Genomic DNA, 16968 nt, shown 5'->3' with positions numbered 1-16968 from the left:
AACCCGTTCTGGAGAACCGCCATGGTTGAGCCCATCACCATCGAAGGCCAGCGTGCCTGGCTGAAGCAATATGGCCAAAGCAGCCGCGCGCTGGCGCTGGGCCTGCTCAATTTCGTCGCCCGTCGCTTCCATCTCGACGCCCTGCGCCCACCACCACACCGTGGTGGCGATGCGGCGCGCCAGACCGAGGCACGCCGCCTTGCCGAGCTGCAGGCGCAGGGCGTCAATGTGCCTGCGGTGCTGGGCAGCGGCCGTGCCGCGCTGGTGCTGGGGGACAATGGCAGTTCCTTCAATACCTGCCTGCGCCAGGCCGATGACGCTGGCCGCGACCGCCTGGTGGCCATGGCCATGAGTGCCATTGCCGCCGCACACGCGCGTGGCGCGTATTTCGGCCAGCCGCTGCCGCGCAACCTTACCTGGGACGGCCAGGAGATCGGGTTCATCGATTTCGAGGAAGATCCGCTGGAGGTCATGGACCTGGCACAGGCGCAGGCACGTGATTGGCTGATGTTCGGGTACGGCGTAGCCAAGTACTACGCAGATCGCCCACAGCAACTGCAGGCCATGATGGCCACGGCGATGGACGGTGCGCAGGCACCGGTGCGCGCGCATGCCCACGAAGTGACCGGCCGCCTGCAGCACTTCGCCCGGGCCACGCTGAAGATGGGGCGGTCGGCGCGTGCGCTGGCCCATGCCATCCTCATCGTGCATGGTGCGACCACGCTGGGCGTGCTGATGGTGCTTGTAGTCTGCGTGGACTGGTTGGCCGACGGCCAGCTGGACATCCTGGAACTGCTGACCTGACACGCAATCCCGCAGCGCCGAGCCATGTTCGGCGGTTGTTGGCGGCGTCTGTGGCCCACGCCGGGCGTGGCTCGGCGCTACCGGCAAGCGGACCGATGGCCGCCGATGTCGCGCCCCTGCATACGCGCACGTACAGACGGGAGGCGCCAATCGCCTTTATCATGGCGTGCTTCGATTCAACCAGGCGGATCACCGCGTGACCGACACCACTCTTGCATTCGTGTTCCCGGGCCAAGGCTCACAGTCGCTGGGCATGCTGGCCGAGCTGGCCGAGCTGCACCCGCAGGTGCGCGATGCCTTCAGCGAAGCGTCCGATGGCGCTGGCGTTGATCTGTGGGCGTTGTCCCAGGGCGGCCCGGAAGAAATGCTCAACCGCACTGAATATACCCAGCCGGCGCTGCTGGCGGCCAGTATCGGCGCGTGGCGTGCATGGAAGGCGGTTGGTGGCACGCAGCCGACGGTGCTGGCCGGGCACAGCCTGGGCGAGTACACCGCGCTTGTCGCTGCTGGCGCCTTGACCCTGCGTGACGGCGCCCACCTGGTGCGCCTGCGTGGCCAGTTGATGCAGGAAGCCGCGCCTGCCGGAGTGGGTGCGATGGCTGCGGTGCTGGGTGCCGAAGACGCGCTGGTGGAGTCGGTCTGCGCCGAAGCCAGGGGCAGCCAGGTGCTGGTGCCGGCGAACTACAACTCCCCCGGCCAGATCGTCATTGGTGGCGATGCCGCGGCAGTCGATCGCGCGCTGGCCCTGTTGGCCGAAAAAGGCGTGCGCAAGGCGGTGAAGCTGGCGGTGAGCGTCCCCTCGCATACCCCGCTGATGCGCGAAGCCGCCAACCGCCTGGCCGAAACCATGGCCGGGCTGGACTGGAAGGCACCACAGCTGCCGGTAGTGCAGAACGTCGACGCCAAGGTGCATGACGGCGTGGACGCAATCCGCCAGGCGCTGGTGCAGCAGCTGTACCAGCCGGTGCAGTGGACCGGATGCGTGCAGGCGCTGGCCGCGCGTGGCGTCACCCGTATCGCCGAATGCGGCCCGGGCAAGGTGCTGACCGGCCTGGTCAAGCGCATCGACAAGACCATCGACGGCCGTTCGCTGGCCACCCCGGGCGACTTTGAAGCTGCCCGCGAGGCATGGTCGGCCTGACCCCTTCCCGTTTCCCGCAGGTGGCGTGCCGCTCCGGCACGCTGCCGCGCGCGGGCGACCGAACCGTTTCGAGGACATCAACATGAGCAAGCCCCTGCAGGGTGAAATCGCGCTGGTCACCGGCGCCAGCCGTGGCATCGGCGCCGCCATCGCCGATCTGTTGGCCGCCCAGGGCGCCACCGTCATCGGCACGGCGACCACCGATTCCGGCGCCGCCGCCATTGGCGAACGACTCGCAGCGCAGGGCGGCCACGGCCGCGCGCTGAATGTCACCGATGCCGCAGCCCTGGACGCAGTGCTTGCCGACATCGCCAAGGAATTCGGCCCGATCAGCATCCTGGTCAACAACGCCGGCATCACCCGCGACAACCTGCTGATGCGGATGAAGGAAGAGGACTGGGCGTCGATCATCGACACCAACCTCACCAGTGTGTTCCGCACCAGCAAGGCCGTGATGCGCGGCATGATGAAGGCACGCAAGGGCCGCATCATCAACATCGCCTCGGTGGTCGGCGTGACCGGTAACGCCGGGCAGGCCAACTACGCCGCGGCCAAGGCCGGCATCATCGGTTTCTCCAAGTCGCTGGCCAAGGAAATCGGCTCGCGCGGCGTCACCGTGAATGTCGTCGCGCCGGGCTTCATCGACACCGACATGACCAAGGCGCTGCCGGACGAGGCGCGCGCCGCCCTGATCGGCGATATCGCGCTGGAACGGCTGGGTTCGCCGGAAGATATCGCCCATGCGGTGGCCTTCCTGGCAAGCCCGGCAGCCAACTACATCACCGGAGAAACCCTCCATGTGAACGGCGGCATGTACATGCCGTAAGCACGGGGCGCAGGGACTGCGCCGCAAGTGGTTGATCTGGATGGTATTTTGCACGCATGCAAGGCGCCACCGGTTTCCACTACACTATCCCACGGCCATCGCCACCGATGGCGTCTTTTTGAACCACTACTCCATCTGGAGCGATACCCCATGAGCACCATCGAAGAACGCGTCAAGAAAATCGTCGTCGAACAGCTCGGCGTCAAGGAAGAAGAAGTCATCAACACCGCATCGTTCGTCGATGATCTGGGCGCCGACTCGCTGGACACCGTTGAACTGGTGATGGCGCTGGAAGAAGAGTTCGAGTGCGAGATCCCGGACGAAGAAGCCGAGAAGATCACCACCGTGCAGGCTGCCATCGACTACATCAAGGCGCATACCAAGTCCTGATGTACGGCGGCTGGTGCGCGGCGGCGTCATGGACGCCCCGCGTACGGCACTCCATGGGGCCGCGCATGCGGCCCTGTGTATTTGCGCTGGTTAAATTGAGCAACACCCCGCGTCATACCCGCACCACCTTCGGGTCAGGAGATAGCAATGAAGCGTCGCGTCGTCGTTACCGGCATGGGCATGGTCTCGCCACTGGGCAATGACCTGGCCACAAGTTGGCAGGGCATCACCGAAGGCCGCTCGGGCATCGGCCCGCTGACCCACGTTGCGGACTCCTATCTGGAACGTTTCACCACCAGGATTGCAGGTGAAGTCAAAGGATTCGACATCACCGCCGACAACGAACTGTTCGGCAAGTATCGGGTGTCCGGCAAGGACGCCAAGAAGATGGACCCGTTCATCCATTACGGCCTGGGCGCCTCGTTCATGGCGCTGGCCGATTCGGGCCTTGAAATCAACGACAGCAACGCCGATCGCATCGGTGCCATCGTCGGCGCCGGCATCGGCGGCCTGCTGGGCATCGAAGAGCAGACCATCGACTTCCACGAAGGCAAGAAGATCTCGCCCTTCTACGTGCCCAAGACCATCATCAACATGCTGCCCGGCCAGCTGAGCATCATCGCCGGCCTGAAGGGCCCGTCGTTCTCTGCGGTGTCTGCGTGCGCGACGTCGAACCATTCCATCGGTACCGCGATGCGCATGATCCAGTACGGCGACGCCGACGTGATGGTTGCAGGCGGCGCCGAGCGCGGCTCTTCGCCAACCGCACTGGGCGGTTTCTGCGCCATGAAAGCCATGTCCACCCGCAACGATGCACCGGCCGAGGCCTCGCGTCCGTGGGACAAGGACCGTGATGGCTTCGTGCTGGGCGACGGTGCCGGCATCCTTGTGCTGGAAGAGTACGAGCACGCCAAGGCGCGTGGCGCGAAGATCTACTGCGAGCTGGCCGGTTTCGGCGCCAGTTCCGATGCGTACCACATGACCGCCCCGGCCGAGAGCGGCGAAGGCGCTGCACGCTGCATGGCCGCGGCCATGAAGGATGCGGGCGTCAACCCGGACCAGGTCGGTTACCTCAACGCGCACGGCACCTCCACGCCGCTGGGCGACCTCGGCGAAACCATGGCGATGAAGACCGCCTTTGGCGACCATGCCTACAAGATGCTGGTCAGCTCCACCAAGTCGATGACCGGCCATCTGCTGGGTGCCGCAGGTGGCGTGGAAGCGATCTTCTCGGTGCTGGCGCTGCAGGACGGCGTGATTCCGCCGACCATCAACCTCCAGCAGCCGGGCGAAGGTTGCGACCTGGACTACGTGCCCAATGAAGCGCGCCAGGCCAAGGTGGACGTGGTGATGTCCAACGGCTTCGGCTTCGGTGGCACCAACGGCACGCTGGTGTTCAAGCGCGTCTGACCACTTTGGCGGTTGGCGTCCGGCCATCGCCTTGGATGTTGCAGCGCCGGGCCCTGCCCGCCGTGTTGTAGCGCAGAGCCATGCAGGCGTGCTGTAGCGCCAAGCCATGCTCGGCGAGCGCAGCGGCCCCGGCAAACAGCCGCCGAGCATGGCTCGGCGCTACATACCTTCGATGCCACGCCCATGTCCGATGCCCTCCTGATCCAGCCACTGGCCGCGCCCGTGGACCTGCTTGCCCTGCAACAGGCCAATCCGGCGCGTTTCCCGCTGCTGATGGAATCCACCGCATCAGGCACCGCGCAGGGGCGCTGGGACCTGCTGCTGGTGGCTGGGGAGGCATTCCTGCGTCTGGATGCCGATGGACGGGTGCGCGACCACGACGGCCGTGTGCAGGACGGTCGTTTCCTCGATGTGCTGGATGCCGCCTGGCAGGCCGAACGGTTACCGCCGGCTGCGGACCGGGCGCTACCGTTCCGGGGCGGTTGGGCGCTGCTGCTGGATTACGAAGTGGCCAGCCAGATTGAACCGGTGCTGCCGCCGATGCCACGCCGTGACGGCCAGCCCACGGCGCTTGCGCTGCGCTGCCCCGCGGCGGTGCTGCATGACCACCAGGCGCAGCGCAGCTACCTGCTGGCCGAGGCGGGGCAGGAAGCGCTGCTGGCGAAGTTGCAGGACGACCTGTCGCGGCCGTTGCCAGCGGCGGGGCAGGATTGGCAGCCGCCGCTGGCGGTGGACGAGGATGAGCCGGTGCGATTCACCGACGGCGTGCGCACGGTGATCGACTACCTGCGTGCCGGCGACGTGTTCCAGGTGAACCTGTCGCGCCGCTGGTGCGCCCGTTTCGCCGCGCCGGTGTGCCCGCAGGCGCTTTACGCGCAGCTGCGTCGTGCCAACCCCGCACCGTTCGCCGGGCTGTTCACCGGACATGGCCGCCATGTGGTCAGCTCTTCGCCGGAGCGCCTGGTGTCGGTGCACGCCGGTCACGCGCAGACCCGGCCGATTGCCGGTACGCGACCACGCTTCGATGGCGACGACGATGCCGCGCGCATCCAGGAACTGGTGGGGCACCCGAAGGAACGCGCCGAACACGTGATGCTGATCGACCTGGAGCGCAACGACCTGGGCCGCATCTGCACGCCCGGCAGCGTGGTGGTGGACGAACTGATGACGGTGGAAAGCTACGCCCACGTGCACCACATCGTCAGCAACGTCAGTGGCCATCTCCGCGATGACGTCACCCCCGGGCAGGTGATCGCCGCCACGTTCCCCGGCGGCACCATCACCGGCTGTCCCAAGGTGCGCTGCATGCAGATCATCAGCGAGCTGGAGCAGGTGGAGCGCGGCGCCTACACCGGCGCCTTCGGCTGGCTGAACCGCGACGGCGACCTGGACCTGAACATCCTGATCCGCACCGCTGAAGTGGACGGCGACAGGGTCAGCTTCCGCACCGGTGCCGGCATCGTGGTGGACTCCGACCCGGACAAGGAACTGGACGAAACCCGCGCCAAGGCGCGTGGCCTGATGCGCGCGCTGGGGCAGCAGGGCTGAGGGCGCCCCGGCAGGTGCCGGGCGCTGGCCGGCACCGTTGCCTTCGCCGGGCATGGCTCGGCGCTACGGTTTGTCGCCACGCGGTATCCTGCACCCCTGAATTCTTCTTCGAGGTAGTCCATGGCGGGAGCCAAGCGCGGGTGTCTGCTGGTGGTGACGGTGCTGGTGCTGCTGGCCGCGGTGGTGGTCGGTGCGGGTGCCTGGTTGTACTACCAGCAGGTGCAGTTCGCCGACACCCGGCTGACCCCCAGCGAGCAGAGCGTGGTCATCGCCAGTGGCGATGGCTTCAATACCGTGCTCGGCAAGCTGCGCCAGGCCGGTGTCGACGAAGGCCAGGACGCGCAGTGGCAGGTGCTGGCACGCCAGCTTGATGCGGCAGGCAAGCTGAAGGTCGGCGAGTACGCGCTGGATGCCAACCTGACCCCACGCGAACTGCTGATGCGCATGCGCCAGGGCCGGGTGCTGCAGCACCGGATCACGATCGTCGAGGGTTGGAACATCCGCCAGGTACGCGCGGCGCTGAAGCGTGCGCAGCCGCTGGTGCACACCACCGATGACCTGGACGATGCTGCGTTGATGCAGCGGCTGGGCTTCGATGGACAGCATCCGGAAGGGCGTTTCCTGCCGGAGACCTACGTCTATCAACGTGGCGACAATGACGCCGACGTGCTCAAGCGTGCACACGCGGCGATGGAAGAGGCACTGGCGGCGGCGTGGGAAGCGCGTGCCGACGACCTGCCGATCAGCTCGCCGTACGAACTGTTGATCCTGGCCTCGATCATCGAAAAAGAAACCGCATTGGCCAGCGAACGTCCGCAGATCGCCGGCGTCTTCGCACGCCGCCTGAAGATGGGGATGCGCCTGCAGACGGATCCGACCGTGATCTATGGCATCGGCATGGCGTACGACGGCAACATCCGCAGGAGCCATCTCACCACCGATACGCCTTACAACACGTACACCCGTGTCGGCCTGACCCCGACGCCAATCGCCATGCCCAGCCGCGATGCCCTGATGGCCGCTGCACGGCCGGCGGCGGGCAACGCGCTGTACTTCGTCGCCGTGGGCGATGGCAGTGGCGCCCATGTATTTTCGGCCAGCTATGCCGAGCACAACGCCGCCGTGGCGCGTTACCTGCAGCAGCTGCGCCAGAACCGCCGCAAGGAGACCCCAGCGCAATGAGTCCAGCGCTTCTGCGCCATCCGCGTTTCGTCAGCCTTGAGGGCGGCGAGGGCGCTGGCAAGACCACTGCCATCAACGCCATCCATGCCTGCCTGCGCGCGCAGGGGCACGAGGTGCTGTTGACCCGCGAACCAGGCGGCACGCCGCTGGCCGAGCGCATCCGCGCGCTGGTGTTGAAGCCGGACGAGGAGATCGCTGCCGAACCGTTGAGTGCCGAAGCCGAACTGCTGCTGGTGTTCGCCGCGCGCGCCCAGCACGTACGCCAGGTGATCCAGCCGGCGCTGCGTCGGGGCGCTTATGTGCTCAGTGATCGTTTCACCGACTCCAGCTACGCCTACCAGGGCGGGGGCCGTGGCCTGGATGCGGCGTGGATCGCCGACCTGGAGCGGCGCGTGGTCGGGCTGCTGCCCGGCCTGACCCTGCTGCTGGACGTGGACGTGGAAGTGGGCCGCGCACGCGCCAACGGACGCGATCTGTGGCCGGACCGGATCGAAAGCGAGCACGATGACTTCTTCCAGCGCGTACGCGCGGTGTTCCGCGAGCGTGCCCGGCAGGATCCACAGCGCTTTGCGCTGATCGACGCCGCGCAGGCACAGGAGTGCGTGGCGGCCGACGTGGTGGCGCACGTGGAGCGCTGGCTGCAGGCCGGGGAGGGCAGATGAGCATGCCGACGACCAGCAGTTTTTCACCGTGGCAGCAGCGCGCATACGACCAGACCATCGCGGCGCTGGATGCCGGTCGCCTGGGCCATGGCCTGCTGATCTGCGGCCCGGCCGGCCTGGGCCAGCGCGCGGTGGCCGAAGCGCTGGCGCTGCATGTGTTGTCGCAGGGCGGTGGGGCGCAGGCCGAGCGTAGCAGCCAGCTGATCGCGGCCGGAACGCATCCTGACCTGCAGATCATCAGCTTCATCCCGAACAAGAGCGGCGACAAGCTGCGTACCGAGATCGTCATCGAACAGGTGCGCGAGATCGGCCAGAAGCTCTCGCTGACCCCGCAATACGGCGTGGCCCAGGTGGTCATCGTCGATCCGGCCGATGCGATCAACCGCGCCGCCTGCAACGCGTTGCTGAAGACGCTGGAAGAACCGCAGCCGGGCCGTTACCTGTGGCTGGTCAGCAGCGATCCGGCGCGCCTGCCGCAGACGGTGCGCAGCCGCTGCCAGCGGCTGGAGTTCAAATTGCCGCCCTATGCCGAGGCCCTGGCCTGGCTGCAGCAGCAGGGGCACGGCGACGCCGATGCGCGCGAAGCCCTGGACGCGGCACGTGGCCATCCCGGGCTGGCCGACAGCTGGCTGCGCGAAGAGGGCCTGGTGCTGCGCCGGGAGGTCGCCAAGGACCTGGAACAGCTGGCCGCGGGGCGCACCGGTGCGGTGGCGCTGGCGCAGAAGTGGTGTGGCGATGAACGCGCCGCGCTGCGGCTGCGGTTCGCCGCCGAACTGGCGCTGGCCCAGGCCAGCAGCGATGGCTTGACCGCGCCGGAGCGTTTGAACAAGCTGGCAGCCTGGTTCGACGCTGCCAACCGGACCCGCGACCTGCTGCGCACCACCGTACGCGCGGACCTGGCCGTGGTGGAGTTGTTGCTGGCCTGGAACAGGGTCAACGAACGGCAGCAAGCAAGGGGAAATCGATGAGTGCCAACAACGCCCGACAAGGCATCCTCTCGCTTGCCGTGAGGGACAAGGCCGCGCTGTACAGCGCCTACATGCCGTTCGTGAAGAATGGCGGGGTGTTCGTGCCCACGCCGAAGCGCTACTTCCTGGGCGATGAAGTGTTCCTGCTGCTGACCCTGCCCGATTCCAACGAGCGGCTGCCGGTGGCCGGCAAGGTGATCTGGGTGACGCCGGCTGGCGCGCAGGGCAACCGCACCGCCGGCATCGGCATGCAGCTGGCCGATGGCGTGGAAGGTGAGACCGTGCGCAACAAGATCGAGGCCCTGCTGGCTGGCCTGACCGCCTCGGAAAAGCCGACCCACACCATGTGAAGACCGGGCGTGGAAAGTGTTGACGCTCCCGGAAAAGTTCCTATAATGAGCGGCTCAGCAGCATCGGGCGGTTAGCTCAGCGGTAGAGCATTGCCTTCACACGGCAAGGGTCACAAGTTCGAACCTTGTACCGCCCACCACGAATTCGAAGAATCATGACGAAACCGGCCTTGGCCGGTTTTTTCATGGCTGCTTTCCTGGGTGCAGCCAAGTGCCCCTGCGTCAGGCGTGAAAGCCTGACACCTGCGGGACGGCCTGCTTGTTGCCGGTCGTAAGCTGATCAAGGCGGCGGCGGGGAACCGATTGGAGGCACGATGACCGACACGGCGCATCCATGCGCAAGGTTCCCCGCCCGTTGATGGCAGCCTTCAGCCGCCGCGGAAGAAGGCGAGCAGGTCCGGGTTGATGGTATCGGCGTGGGTCGTGCACATGCCATGCGGATAGCCGGCGTACACCTTCAACGTGGCGTTGCGCAGCAGCTTGGCTGAAAGTACGGCCGAGTCGGCGATGGGCACGATCTGGTCGTCGTCGCCATGCATCACCAGGGTGGGCATGGTGATCTGTTTCAGGTCCTCGGTGAAATCCGTTTCCGAGAACGCCGCGATGCAGTCGTACTGTGCCTTGGCACCTCCCATCATGCCCTGCCGCCACCAGTTCATGCGGATTGGTTCGGAGAGCGGATTGCCTGCGCGGTTGAAGCCATAGAACGGGACCGGGAAGGTCCAGTAGAAGCCCGCGCGGCTGGCCGCCAGTTCCTTGCGCAGGCCATCGAAGGTCTCGCGCGGCAGGCCGCCAGGGTTGGCTGGGGTGCGCAGCATCTGCGGCGGCACCGCACCCACCAGCACCAGCTTGGCCACCCTGCCGGCACCGTGGCGGGCGACGTAGCGTGCGGCCTCGCCACCACCGGTGGAGTGTCCCACGTGGATGGCGTCACGCAGGTCCAGGTGTTCGGCCAAGGCCGCCACATCCCTGGCATAGGTATCCATGTCATTGCCTGTTGCCGTATGGCTGGATCGACCGTGGCCGCGACGGTCGTGGGCGATGACGCGGTAGCCGTGGGCCAGGAAGTACAACAACTGCGTATCCCAGTCGTCCGAACACAACGGCCAGCCATGGTGGAAGACGATCGGTTGGCCGCTGCCCCAATCCTTGTAGAAGATTTCGGCGCCGTCTGTGGTGGTGATCGATTGCATGTCGTCTTTCCTTGGAGGGGAAACGGAGAGGTGGCGTGATGGTGCAGAGGTGGCGGTCAGGGGAAGTGCCGCTGCTCCAGCGGCGGCAATGCCTGCGGTGACCAGCAACCGCCGGCCTTCGTCCACGCCCTTGATCGGATCGGTGGAAGGATCGGCCTCATGGCCGGACGCGTGTCGTTTCATGGAGGGCCTCGATTCTGCGAAGGAAGGGGCACGGGGAGGTCCCCGTGTGGCCGCAATCTAGGTCGCCGTGGGGCCATCGGGTAGGCAGCCGCAGGGACGCTCCGTGTTGTGCGCGGCGCAACAATGGCGGGATGCGTTGCGCCTGCGGGGCGGGCTCGGGCTCGGCCATGTCGGCGCTGATTGTTGCGTGTGCAGAAACATCATGGAGATGCGTCCCTGCCTTCCGGACGTGCGTGGCCCGGCCTAACCTGCGCTGCCTGCCTACCGAGGAGAACGCAGCCATGTACGTGCGGAATTCCCAGGGTTTCGGCGAGTTCGTGCTGTCGACGAGGCGCCCCATGTACCTGGCCATTGGTTATGCCGCAGCCATCATCGCGATGTACCGATTGTCCGACGGGCAATGGATCAGCCTGCCCTGGAGCCTGCTGACGATGCTGGGGCTCACGCTGGCGATCACCAGCGGGCTAAAGGCGGTACGCACCTGCGGACGGACGACCGATGCCCGGCGCGTCTGGGCATCGATCATCGCAGCCAGCCGCAGCTGGACCCTGCTGAGCTGCAACCTGCCGCTGGACGGACAGGCCGCCGGGAAACTGGTGCATCGCCACCTGGCGTGGCTGGCAGCGCTGCGCCACCAGGTGCGCTTCAGCCAGGAATGGGAGGCTTCCAGGGACAGGCCGAATCTCGCCTACGGCAGCTATGCGATGCCGGAGAAGGAGTCCGCCTTGGCGCAGGCGCTAGGCCGGTATGTGGATGCAACGGAACGCAGGTGCATCCTGCGGGCGGACAACAAGGCCGGCCAGGTGCTGGTGCTGCAGGGCAAGGCACTGACGGCGCTGGTGGCGCAGGGCGGATTGGACGCTGCATCGTCGCTGGAAATGCACCGCCTGCTGCAACAACTGCAGGCGCTGCAGGCAAGCACGGAGCAGCTGAAGGAAGATTCGCATCCGCGCCAATCCCGCTTCATCGGCGCTGCCCTTCTCTGGGTATTCGCGCTGTTTCTTCCCTTTGGTCTGCTCGATGCCCTGGCACCGCTGGTGATCTTCGACGACGCGCTGATGGGAGCCGTCGCGTCGTGGTGCATCGTGCCGCTGTCGGCATTGGTGACCTGGCTGTACCTGGCGCTTGATCGTGCCGGCCAAGGTCCGCCCAATCCATTCGAAAGCAGTGCCGACGGCGTGTCCCTCCCGCGCATCTGCATGTCGCTGGAGCAGGAACTGAAAGGCGTGCTTGCCGAAGCCAGCGGGCGTGTTCCGCAGCGCGTGGGACCCGCAGTGGGCGTCCATATGGCCGCAGGTTGAGTTTATTCACAAAGGCAATGGGCACATCGCCCGAACAACATCAGGAACCGTTGCAATGAAACGCTTGGAAAACAAAGTAGCGCTGGTCACCGGTGGCAACAGCGGCATCGGCCTGTCTACCGCCCAACGCTTTGCCGAAGAGGGAGCGCAGGTGATCATCACTGCCCGGCGGCAGCAGGTGCTGGAGGAGGCACTCGCCATCATCGGCCACGGTGCGATGGGTATATGTGGCGACGTGGCCGACATCGCCCATCATGCCCAGGTTGCCCGGCAGGTGCGCCGCGACTTCGGCGCGCTTGACGTGTACGTTGCCAACGCCGGGGTGCTGACCATCCAGGATTCGGCGGCTGTTTCGCCGACGGAATTCGACGCGCAGTTTTCCATCAACACGCGGGGGGTGTTCTTCGGCGTGCAGGCCATGGTGCCGATCCTGCGCGATGGAGCCAGCATCATCGTGACCAGCTCGCTTGCCTCGGGCCGCGTGCTGCAGGGCCACGCCGTGTACGCAGGTTCCAAGGCGGCCATCGAAGCATTCGCGCGCAGCTGGGCGCTGGAACTTAAAGACCGCCGGATCCGCGTAAACGTGCTTGTTCCCGGCCCCGTGGACACGGCCATCGTGGAAAAGCTGGGCGTCCCCGAGGCCGATCGGCCGGCCTTCCTGCAATCGATGGCCGACCGGATTCCGGCCGGCCGGCTTGGCGATCCCGAGGAACTGGCCGCTGCCGCCCTGTTCCTGGCATCGGATGAGAGCCGCTTCGTCAACGGCGCCGAGCTTCGTGTGGATGGCGGCATGTTTCTTGGCTGACCCTTGGTGTGCATGGCCAGGCCAGGTGCCGGGGGAGGGGGGAAGGCTTGAGGTGCGCCGATCGCTTGACCTTCCTATGATGGGAAGGCCCAGGCTGGACGCATCAACCAGGAGACCCTCCCATGACAGCCGCCAATCCTCCCGCCGATCTGCGATTTCCCGTCGAAGGGATGAGTTGTGCAACCTGCGCTGGGCGGGTGGAGCGGGCACTGAAGCAACTGCCGGGCGTGGAAGCGGCGACCGTCAACCTGGCCACGGAAACGGCCGAAGTCCGGGGCGCTGCATTGCCCACGGTGGCAGACATCGCCCAGGCGATCGAAGCGGCCGGCTACACCGTGGGCACCGGCGAGGCCGAACTGGCCATCGAGGGCATGACCTGCGCGTCCTGCGCGGGGCGTGTGGAACGCGCGCTCAAGCAGGTGCCCGGGGTGCTGGATGCATCGGTCAACCTGGCCACCGAGCGCGCGCGGATACGCACCGCCGGTAGCGCGGACATCGAACGCCTTGTCGCGGCCGTGCTTGCTGCCGGCTACGCCGCCCGGCGACCGCAGGCGGCCACCGCCACCGCGGATGGCACGAAGGCGGAGGCAACCCATGCAAAGTCCAATCGCGAAGCACGCCACCTGGTCATCGCCGCCGTCCTGACTGCACCCCTGGTGCTGCCGATGATCGGCATGCTGTTTGGCCAGCATTGGATGCTGCCGGGCTGGGTGCAGCTTGTCCTGGCCACTCCCGTGCAGTTCTGGTTGGGTGCGCGCTTCTACCGCGCTGCGTGGAAGGCGGTAAAGGCCGGCACCGGCAACATGGATCTGCTGGTGGCCCTGGGCACCTCGGCCGGCTTTGGCCTGAGCCTGCATCACCTGCTGCAGGGTTCCACTGCGCTGTATTTCGAGGCTTCGGCCGCGATCATCACCTTGATCCTGCTGGGCAAGTTCCTGGAAGCGCGCGCCAAGCGCCAGACCACCGAAGCCATCCGCGCGCTGCAGGCACTGAAGCCCTCCACCGCACGCGTGCGTGGCGCATCAGGCGACATCGACGTACCGGTTGAAAGCGTGAAGCCGGGTGATCTGGTGGTGGTGCGCCCGGGCGAGCGCTTTCCGGTCGACGGTGACGTGCGCGAGGGGCGGACCCATGCCGACGAATCGCTGATCACCGGTGAATCGCTGCCCGTGGCCAAGGACATCGGCGACCGGGTCACTGGCGGTGCGGTCAACGGCGAAGGCGTGGTCGTGGTCGAAACCCGCGCCGTCGGCAGCGAAACCGCGCTCGCGCGCATCATCCGGCTGGTCGAAGATGCACAGGCCGGGAAAGCGCCCATCCAGAAGACGGTCGACCGCATCAGTGCGATCTTCGTGCCCATCGTGGTGGCCATCGCGCTGCTGACGATGCTCGCCTGGGGCCTGCTGACACAGGACTGGAACGCCGCCATCCTCAATGCCGTGGCCGTGCTGGTCATCGCCTGTCCCTGCGCACTAGGCCTGGCGACGCCCACGGCGATCATGGCCGGCACCGGCGTAGCGGCCCGTGCCGGCATCCTGATCAAAGATGCGCAGGCGCTGGAAATCGCGCATAAGGTGCAGATCGTTGCGTTCGACAAGACCGGCACCCTTACCGCAGGCCAGCCGCGCCTGGTGGAGGCGGTCGCACTTGTTGGCGGTCGCGAAGCGCTGCTTTCGCTGGCGGCAGCGCTGCAGGCGGGCAGTGAGCATCCTCTGGCACGTGCCGTCCTGCGCGAGGCGACGCCGGTGGCTGCCGCGACCGATACACGGGCGTTGCCGGGCCGCGGCCTGGCCGGACGCGTCGACGGCAGCCAGGCATGGCTGGGCAACCAGGCCCTGATGCAGGAAATCAATGCTGATATTGGTGCACTGGGTATCCGCGCGAAGGAACTGGAAGCGCATGGCCATACGCTGTCATGGGTGGCCAGCCAGCACGGTGATTCCATCCAGGTGCAGGGCCTGCTGGCTTTCCGCGATGAAGCCCGCACCGGTGCACGTGAGGCGATTGCGCGCCTGCATGCACTGGGCATCCAGACCGTGATGATCTCTGGCGACAACGAGGGTGCGGCACGCAGCATCGCCGACAGCCTGGGCATCGACGAGGTACACGCCAATGTGCGGCCGGAGCAGAAAGTCGACGCCATCCGCGCGCTGAAACAGCAGGGCGTGGTAGCGATGGTCGGTGATGGCATCAACGATGCCCCGGCGCTGGCGGCGAGCGATGTCGGCATCGCGATGGGCTCCGGCACGGACGTTGCCATGCACGCCGCAGCGATCACCCTGATGCGCCCGGACATCGCCCTGGTGGCTGATGCCATCGACATTTCCCGGCGCAGCACCCGCAAGATCCACCAGAACCTGTTCTGGGCGTTCGGTTACAACGTGGTCGGCATCCCGCTGGCGGCGATGGGGCTTCTCAACCCGATCTTCGCTGGCGCGGCCATGGCGTTCTCGTCGGTCAGCGTGCTGGGCAATACATTGTTGTTGAAGCGCTGGCGGCCAGTACCATCGGGTATCACTGCGGAGGTGCGGGATGCCGGATGAAACGATGCTGCCCGAACTGGGTGAGGCACGCGGCCAGGGCCTGCATAACATCGGGGAAGCCGCCAGCCTTTCCGGTGTCACCGCCAAGATGATCCGCCATTACGAGAGCATCGGGTTGATCCCCGAAGCGGCCCGGACGTTTGCCGGTTACCGGCTTTACAGTGGCCAGGACATCCACCGGTTGCGCTTCATCAAGCGCTCGCGCCTGCTCGGGTTCTCGATGAAGCAGATCATGGTATTGCTGGCACTCTGGTCCGACCGCTCGCGTGCCAGCGCGGAAGTGAAGAAGCTGGCCAGGCAGCATGCCGATGAGCTGGGCAAGCGCATCGCGGAGATGCAGGCAATGCAACGCACGCTGGATGATCTCGCCCGTCGCTGCCATGGCGACCAGCGTCCGGACTGTCCGATCCTGGACGACCTGAGCGGGAACACGCCCCCGTGAGGGTGCCCGGCCAGCGGTAATCTGTGATCCTTTCCCTTCGCCTCGAGGACTGATTCCATGCGCCCTTCATTCATCGCCGCACTGTGTGCATCGCTGGTGTTTGCTGCCCCGGCACTGGCCGAACCCACCAAGGTGGACGTGCGGGTGCTGGCGCGTGGCGCCAAGTTCATGGGGGGATATACAGCGCCCGTGCGCGTGGTCATGACCGACGCCGACACCGGGGAAGTGCTGGCACGCGGCCTGACGGCTGGAACCACCGGCGACACCGGCAAGATCATGGGCGGTTCCAGTACGGGTAGCGGCACGCTGTCCAGTGACGATTCCGCTGCCTTCCGCGCCACGTTGGACATCGACCATCCGCGTCGGGTCACCCTGAGCGTCACCGGCCCGCTCAGCCAGCCACAGGCGACCACCACCGCCACCAGTACGCAGTGGATCCTGCCCGGGCGCCACCTCACCGCCGGTGATGGCTGGCGGATGGAACTGCCTGGCCTGATTGTCGATCTGGCCACCCCGGTTGCCTACCAGGTGGTGGCGCGCGGTGCATCGGTCCCTGTGCGCGCAGGTGTCACCATGCTGTGCGGCTGCCCGATCAGCGCCGACGGCCCATGGCGGCTGGCTGATACCGAAGTAGAGGCGTACCTGACCGTCGACGGCGGCGCGCCACGCCGATATGCAATGACCTATGACCCGGCCGACTCACTGTTCAGCGTGGATGTTCCTACCGATGTCGCTGGCGTCCACGAGTTGGAAATCCGTGCCTGGATGGGGCCGGGCAACAACGCGGGCATTGCACGCAGCGCCTTCTTCGTCCGGTGACGGTGCACCGCCGCTGATCGATATCGCGGCAGCCTCAGGCTGGCAAACGTTTCATCCACGTCGCCAAACATGAAGCGGTTGCCATGGCCCTTGCTTGCAGAAGCAGGTGCGGGCCATGGAACGAATGCGATGCCATCGAGGCCGGCACCCATCTGTCCCGTGCTTCCTTCACCGTGATGGCAAGCAGCCTGTCTTGTCGTGCCTGCAGGCAGAGCAAATGGCGTGGAAAGGGCCAGTCCGCGCAACGTGGGCGGTGCGCTGCTGGCAAGCATGATGGACAACGGACTGCCGAAGGATTCACCCAATAGAACGAACGGCGTCAGGCCGGCGAGCTGTGGCTGCATGCAGGCACGTAAAGCGTCACAGCCCAGCGCGGCCATTGCCCAGCATCGGTGCCCTGT

The 16968-nt window shown here is 66.4% G+C and carries 16 protein-coding genes and 1 tRNA gene; 16 read left to right on the top strand and 1 reads right to left on the bottom strand.

The features are described from left to right. Nucleotides 1-21 precede the first annotated feature (21 nt). The 11 genes from H4O11_RS09025 to H4O11_RS08975 all read left to right on the top strand — a co-directional run bounded on the left by H4O11_RS09025 (nt 22) and on the right by H4O11_RS08975 (nt 9421). On the top strand, nt 22-804 hold the full coding sequence (locus H4O11_RS09025) for a BUD32 family EKC/KEOPS complex subunit (protein ID WP_182339090.1): 783 nt from the start codon (nt 22-24) through the stop codon (nt 802-804). 196 nt (nt 805-1000) lie between these two features. Beyond that, a complete protein-coding gene (gene fabD / locus H4O11_RS09020; RefSeq protein ID WP_182339089.1) occupies nt 1001-1945 on the top strand; it encodes an ACP S-malonyltransferase in 945 nt (314 codons plus the stop codon). An 82-nt stretch (nt 1946-2027) separates the two neighbouring features. After that, nucleotides 2028-2771, top strand: coding sequence for a 3-oxoacyl-ACP reductase FabG (fabG, locus tag H4O11_RS09015; protein ID WP_182339088.1), 744 nt, complete (start codon nt 2028-2030; stop codon nt 2769-2771). A gap of 150 nt (nt 2772-2921) precedes the next feature. After that, the gene (acpP, locus tag H4O11_RS09010; protein ID WP_182339087.1) at nt 2922-3161 is read left to right on the top strand and encodes an acyl carrier protein; all 240 of its coding nucleotides are present in this window, start codon (nt 2922-2924) and stop codon (nt 3159-3161) included. Nucleotides 3162-3308: 147 nt separating this feature from the next. Next, complete coding sequence (gene fabF / locus H4O11_RS09005) at nt 3309-4571, top strand: beta-ketoacyl-ACP synthase II (protein ID WP_182339086.1); 1263 nt, start codon at nt 3309-3311, stop codon at nt 4569-4571. A gap of 183 nt (nt 4572-4754) precedes the next feature. Continuing rightward, nucleotides 4755-6119: an aminodeoxychorismate synthase component I gene (locus tag H4O11_RS09000; RefSeq protein ID WP_182339085.1), complete on the top strand. Its 1365-nt coding sequence runs from the start codon at nt 4755-4757 to the stop codon at nt 6117-6119. A 120-nt stretch (nt 6120-6239) separates the two neighbouring features. Beyond that, nucleotides 6240-7301, top strand: coding sequence for an endolytic transglycosylase MltG (mltG, locus tag H4O11_RS08995; protein ID WP_182339084.1), 1062 nt, complete (start codon nt 6240-6242; stop codon nt 7299-7301). After that, nucleotides 7298-7963 (top strand): dTMP kinase, encoded by a 666-nt coding sequence (gene tmk, locus H4O11_RS08990; protein WP_182339083.1) that lies wholly within the window; start codon nt 7298-7300, stop codon nt 7961-7963. Before mltG ends, tmk begins: the two co-directional genes overlap by 4 nt. A 2-nt stretch (nt 7964-7965) precedes the next feature. Beyond that, a complete protein-coding gene (locus H4O11_RS08985) occupies nt 7966-8931 on the top strand; it encodes a DNA polymerase III subunit delta' (RefSeq protein WP_425506029.1) in 966 nt (321 codons plus the stop codon). After that, complete coding sequence (locus H4O11_RS08980; RefSeq protein WP_182339081.1) at nt 8928-9281, top strand: PilZ domain-containing protein; 354 nt, start codon at nt 8928-8930, stop codon at nt 9279-9281. The genes H4O11_RS08985 and H4O11_RS08980 overlap by 4 nt, the downstream gene beginning before the upstream one ends. A 65-nt stretch (nt 9282-9346) precedes the next feature. Then, a tRNA-Val gene (locus tag H4O11_RS08975) sits at nt 9347-9421 on the top strand. Nucleotides 9422-9649: 228 nt separating this feature from the next. Here H4O11_RS08975 and H4O11_RS08970 read toward each other — a convergent pair. Continuing rightward, nucleotides 9650-10474, bottom strand: coding sequence for an alpha/beta fold hydrolase (locus H4O11_RS08970; RefSeq protein ID WP_220466673.1), 825 nt, complete (start codon nt 10472-10474; stop codon nt 9650-9652). Nucleotides 10475-10938: 464 nt separating this feature from the next. Here H4O11_RS08970 and H4O11_RS08965 point away from each other — a divergent pair, with 464 nt between their 5' ends. From H4O11_RS08965 to H4O11_RS08945, 5 genes are all read left to right on the top strand, one after another. Next, entirely contained in the window at nt 10939-11958 is a 1020-nt protein-coding gene (locus H4O11_RS08965; RefSeq protein WP_182339079.1) for a bestrophin family protein, read from the top strand. Beyond that, nucleotides 11906-12763 (top strand): SDR family oxidoreductase, encoded by an 858-nt coding sequence (locus H4O11_RS08960; protein WP_343042807.1) that lies wholly within the window; start codon nt 11906-11908, stop codon nt 12761-12763. The genes H4O11_RS08965 and H4O11_RS08960 overlap by 53 nt, the downstream gene beginning before the upstream one ends. 122 nt (nt 12764-12885) lie before the next feature. Continuing rightward, complete coding sequence (locus tag H4O11_RS08955) at nt 12886-15306, top strand: heavy metal translocating P-type ATPase (RefSeq protein WP_182339077.1); 2421 nt, start codon at nt 12886-12888, stop codon at nt 15304-15306. Nucleotides 15307-15310: 4 nt separating this feature from the next. After that, nucleotides 15311-15748 (top strand): Cu(I)-responsive transcriptional regulator, encoded by a 438-nt coding sequence (cueR, locus tag H4O11_RS08950; protein ID WP_246333374.1) that lies wholly within the window; start codon nt 15311-15313, stop codon nt 15746-15748. A 57-nt stretch (nt 15749-15805) separates the two neighbouring features. After that, nucleotides 15806-16567 (top strand): hypothetical protein, encoded by a 762-nt coding sequence (locus tag H4O11_RS08945; protein ID WP_182339075.1) that lies wholly within the window; start codon nt 15806-15808, stop codon nt 16565-16567. Nucleotides 16568-16968: the final 401 nt, after the last annotated feature.

The sequence above is a fragment of the Stenotrophomonas tumulicola genome, from assembly GCF_014117215.1.
Classification (GTDB): domain Bacteria; phylum Pseudomonadota; class Gammaproteobacteria; order Xanthomonadales; family Xanthomonadaceae; genus Stenotrophomonas; species Stenotrophomonas tumulicola.
The sequence above is the reverse complement of the archived record's forward strand: the minus strand, read 5'-3'. Positions and strand labels throughout refer to the sequence as shown.

Excerpts from the sequence above, each read along its gene's own strand:
- H4O11_RS08980 (WP_182339081.1), top strand. The coding sequence starts at position 8,928 with ATGAGTGCCAACAACGCCCGACAAGGCATCCTCTCGCTTGCCGTGAGG.
- fabF (WP_182339086.1), top strand. The coding sequence starts at position 3,309 with ATGAAGCGTCGCGTCGTCGTTACCGGCATGGGCATGGTCTCGCCACTG.
- mltG (WP_182339084.1), top strand. The coding sequence starts at position 6,240 with ATGGCGGGAGCCAAGCGCGGGTGTCTGCTGGTGGTGACGGTGCTGGTG.
- cueR (WP_246333374.1), top strand. The coding sequence starts at position 15,311 with ATGCTGCCCGAACTGGGTGAGGCACGCGGCCAGGGCCTGCATAACATC.
- fabG (WP_182339088.1), top strand. The coding sequence starts at position 2,028 with ATGAGCAAGCCCCTGCAGGGTGAAATCGCGCTGGTCACCGGCGCCAGC.
- H4O11_RS08955 (WP_182339077.1), top strand. The coding sequence starts at position 12,886 with ATGACAGCCGCCAATCCTCCCGCCGATCTGCGATTTCCCGTCGAAGGG.
- H4O11_RS09000 (WP_182339085.1), top strand. The coding sequence starts at position 4,755 with ATGTCCGATGCCCTCCTGATCCAGCCACTGGCCGCGCCCGTGGACCTG.
- H4O11_RS08970 (WP_220466673.1), bottom strand. The coding sequence starts at position 10,474 with ATGCAATCGATCACCACCACAGACGGCGCCGAAATCTTCTACAAGGAT.
- H4O11_RS08945 (WP_182339075.1), top strand. The coding sequence starts at position 15,806 with ATGCGCCCTTCATTCATCGCCGCACTGTGTGCATCGCTGGTGTTTGCT.
- H4O11_RS08985 (WP_425506029.1), top strand. The coding sequence starts at position 7,966 with ATGCCGACGACCAGCAGTTTTTCACCGTGGCAGCAGCGCGCATACGAC.
- tmk (WP_182339083.1), top strand. The coding sequence starts at position 7,298 with ATGAGTCCAGCGCTTCTGCGCCATCCGCGTTTCGTCAGCCTTGAGGGC.
- H4O11_RS09025 (WP_182339090.1), top strand. The coding sequence starts at position 22 with ATGGTTGAGCCCATCACCATCGAAGGCCAGCGTGCCTGGCTGAAGCAA.
- acpP (WP_182339087.1), top strand. The coding sequence starts at position 2,922 with ATGAGCACCATCGAAGAACGCGTCAAGAAAATCGTCGTCGAACAGCTC.
- H4O11_RS08965 (WP_182339079.1), top strand. The coding sequence starts at position 10,939 with ATGTACGTGCGGAATTCCCAGGGTTTCGGCGAGTTCGTGCTGTCGACG.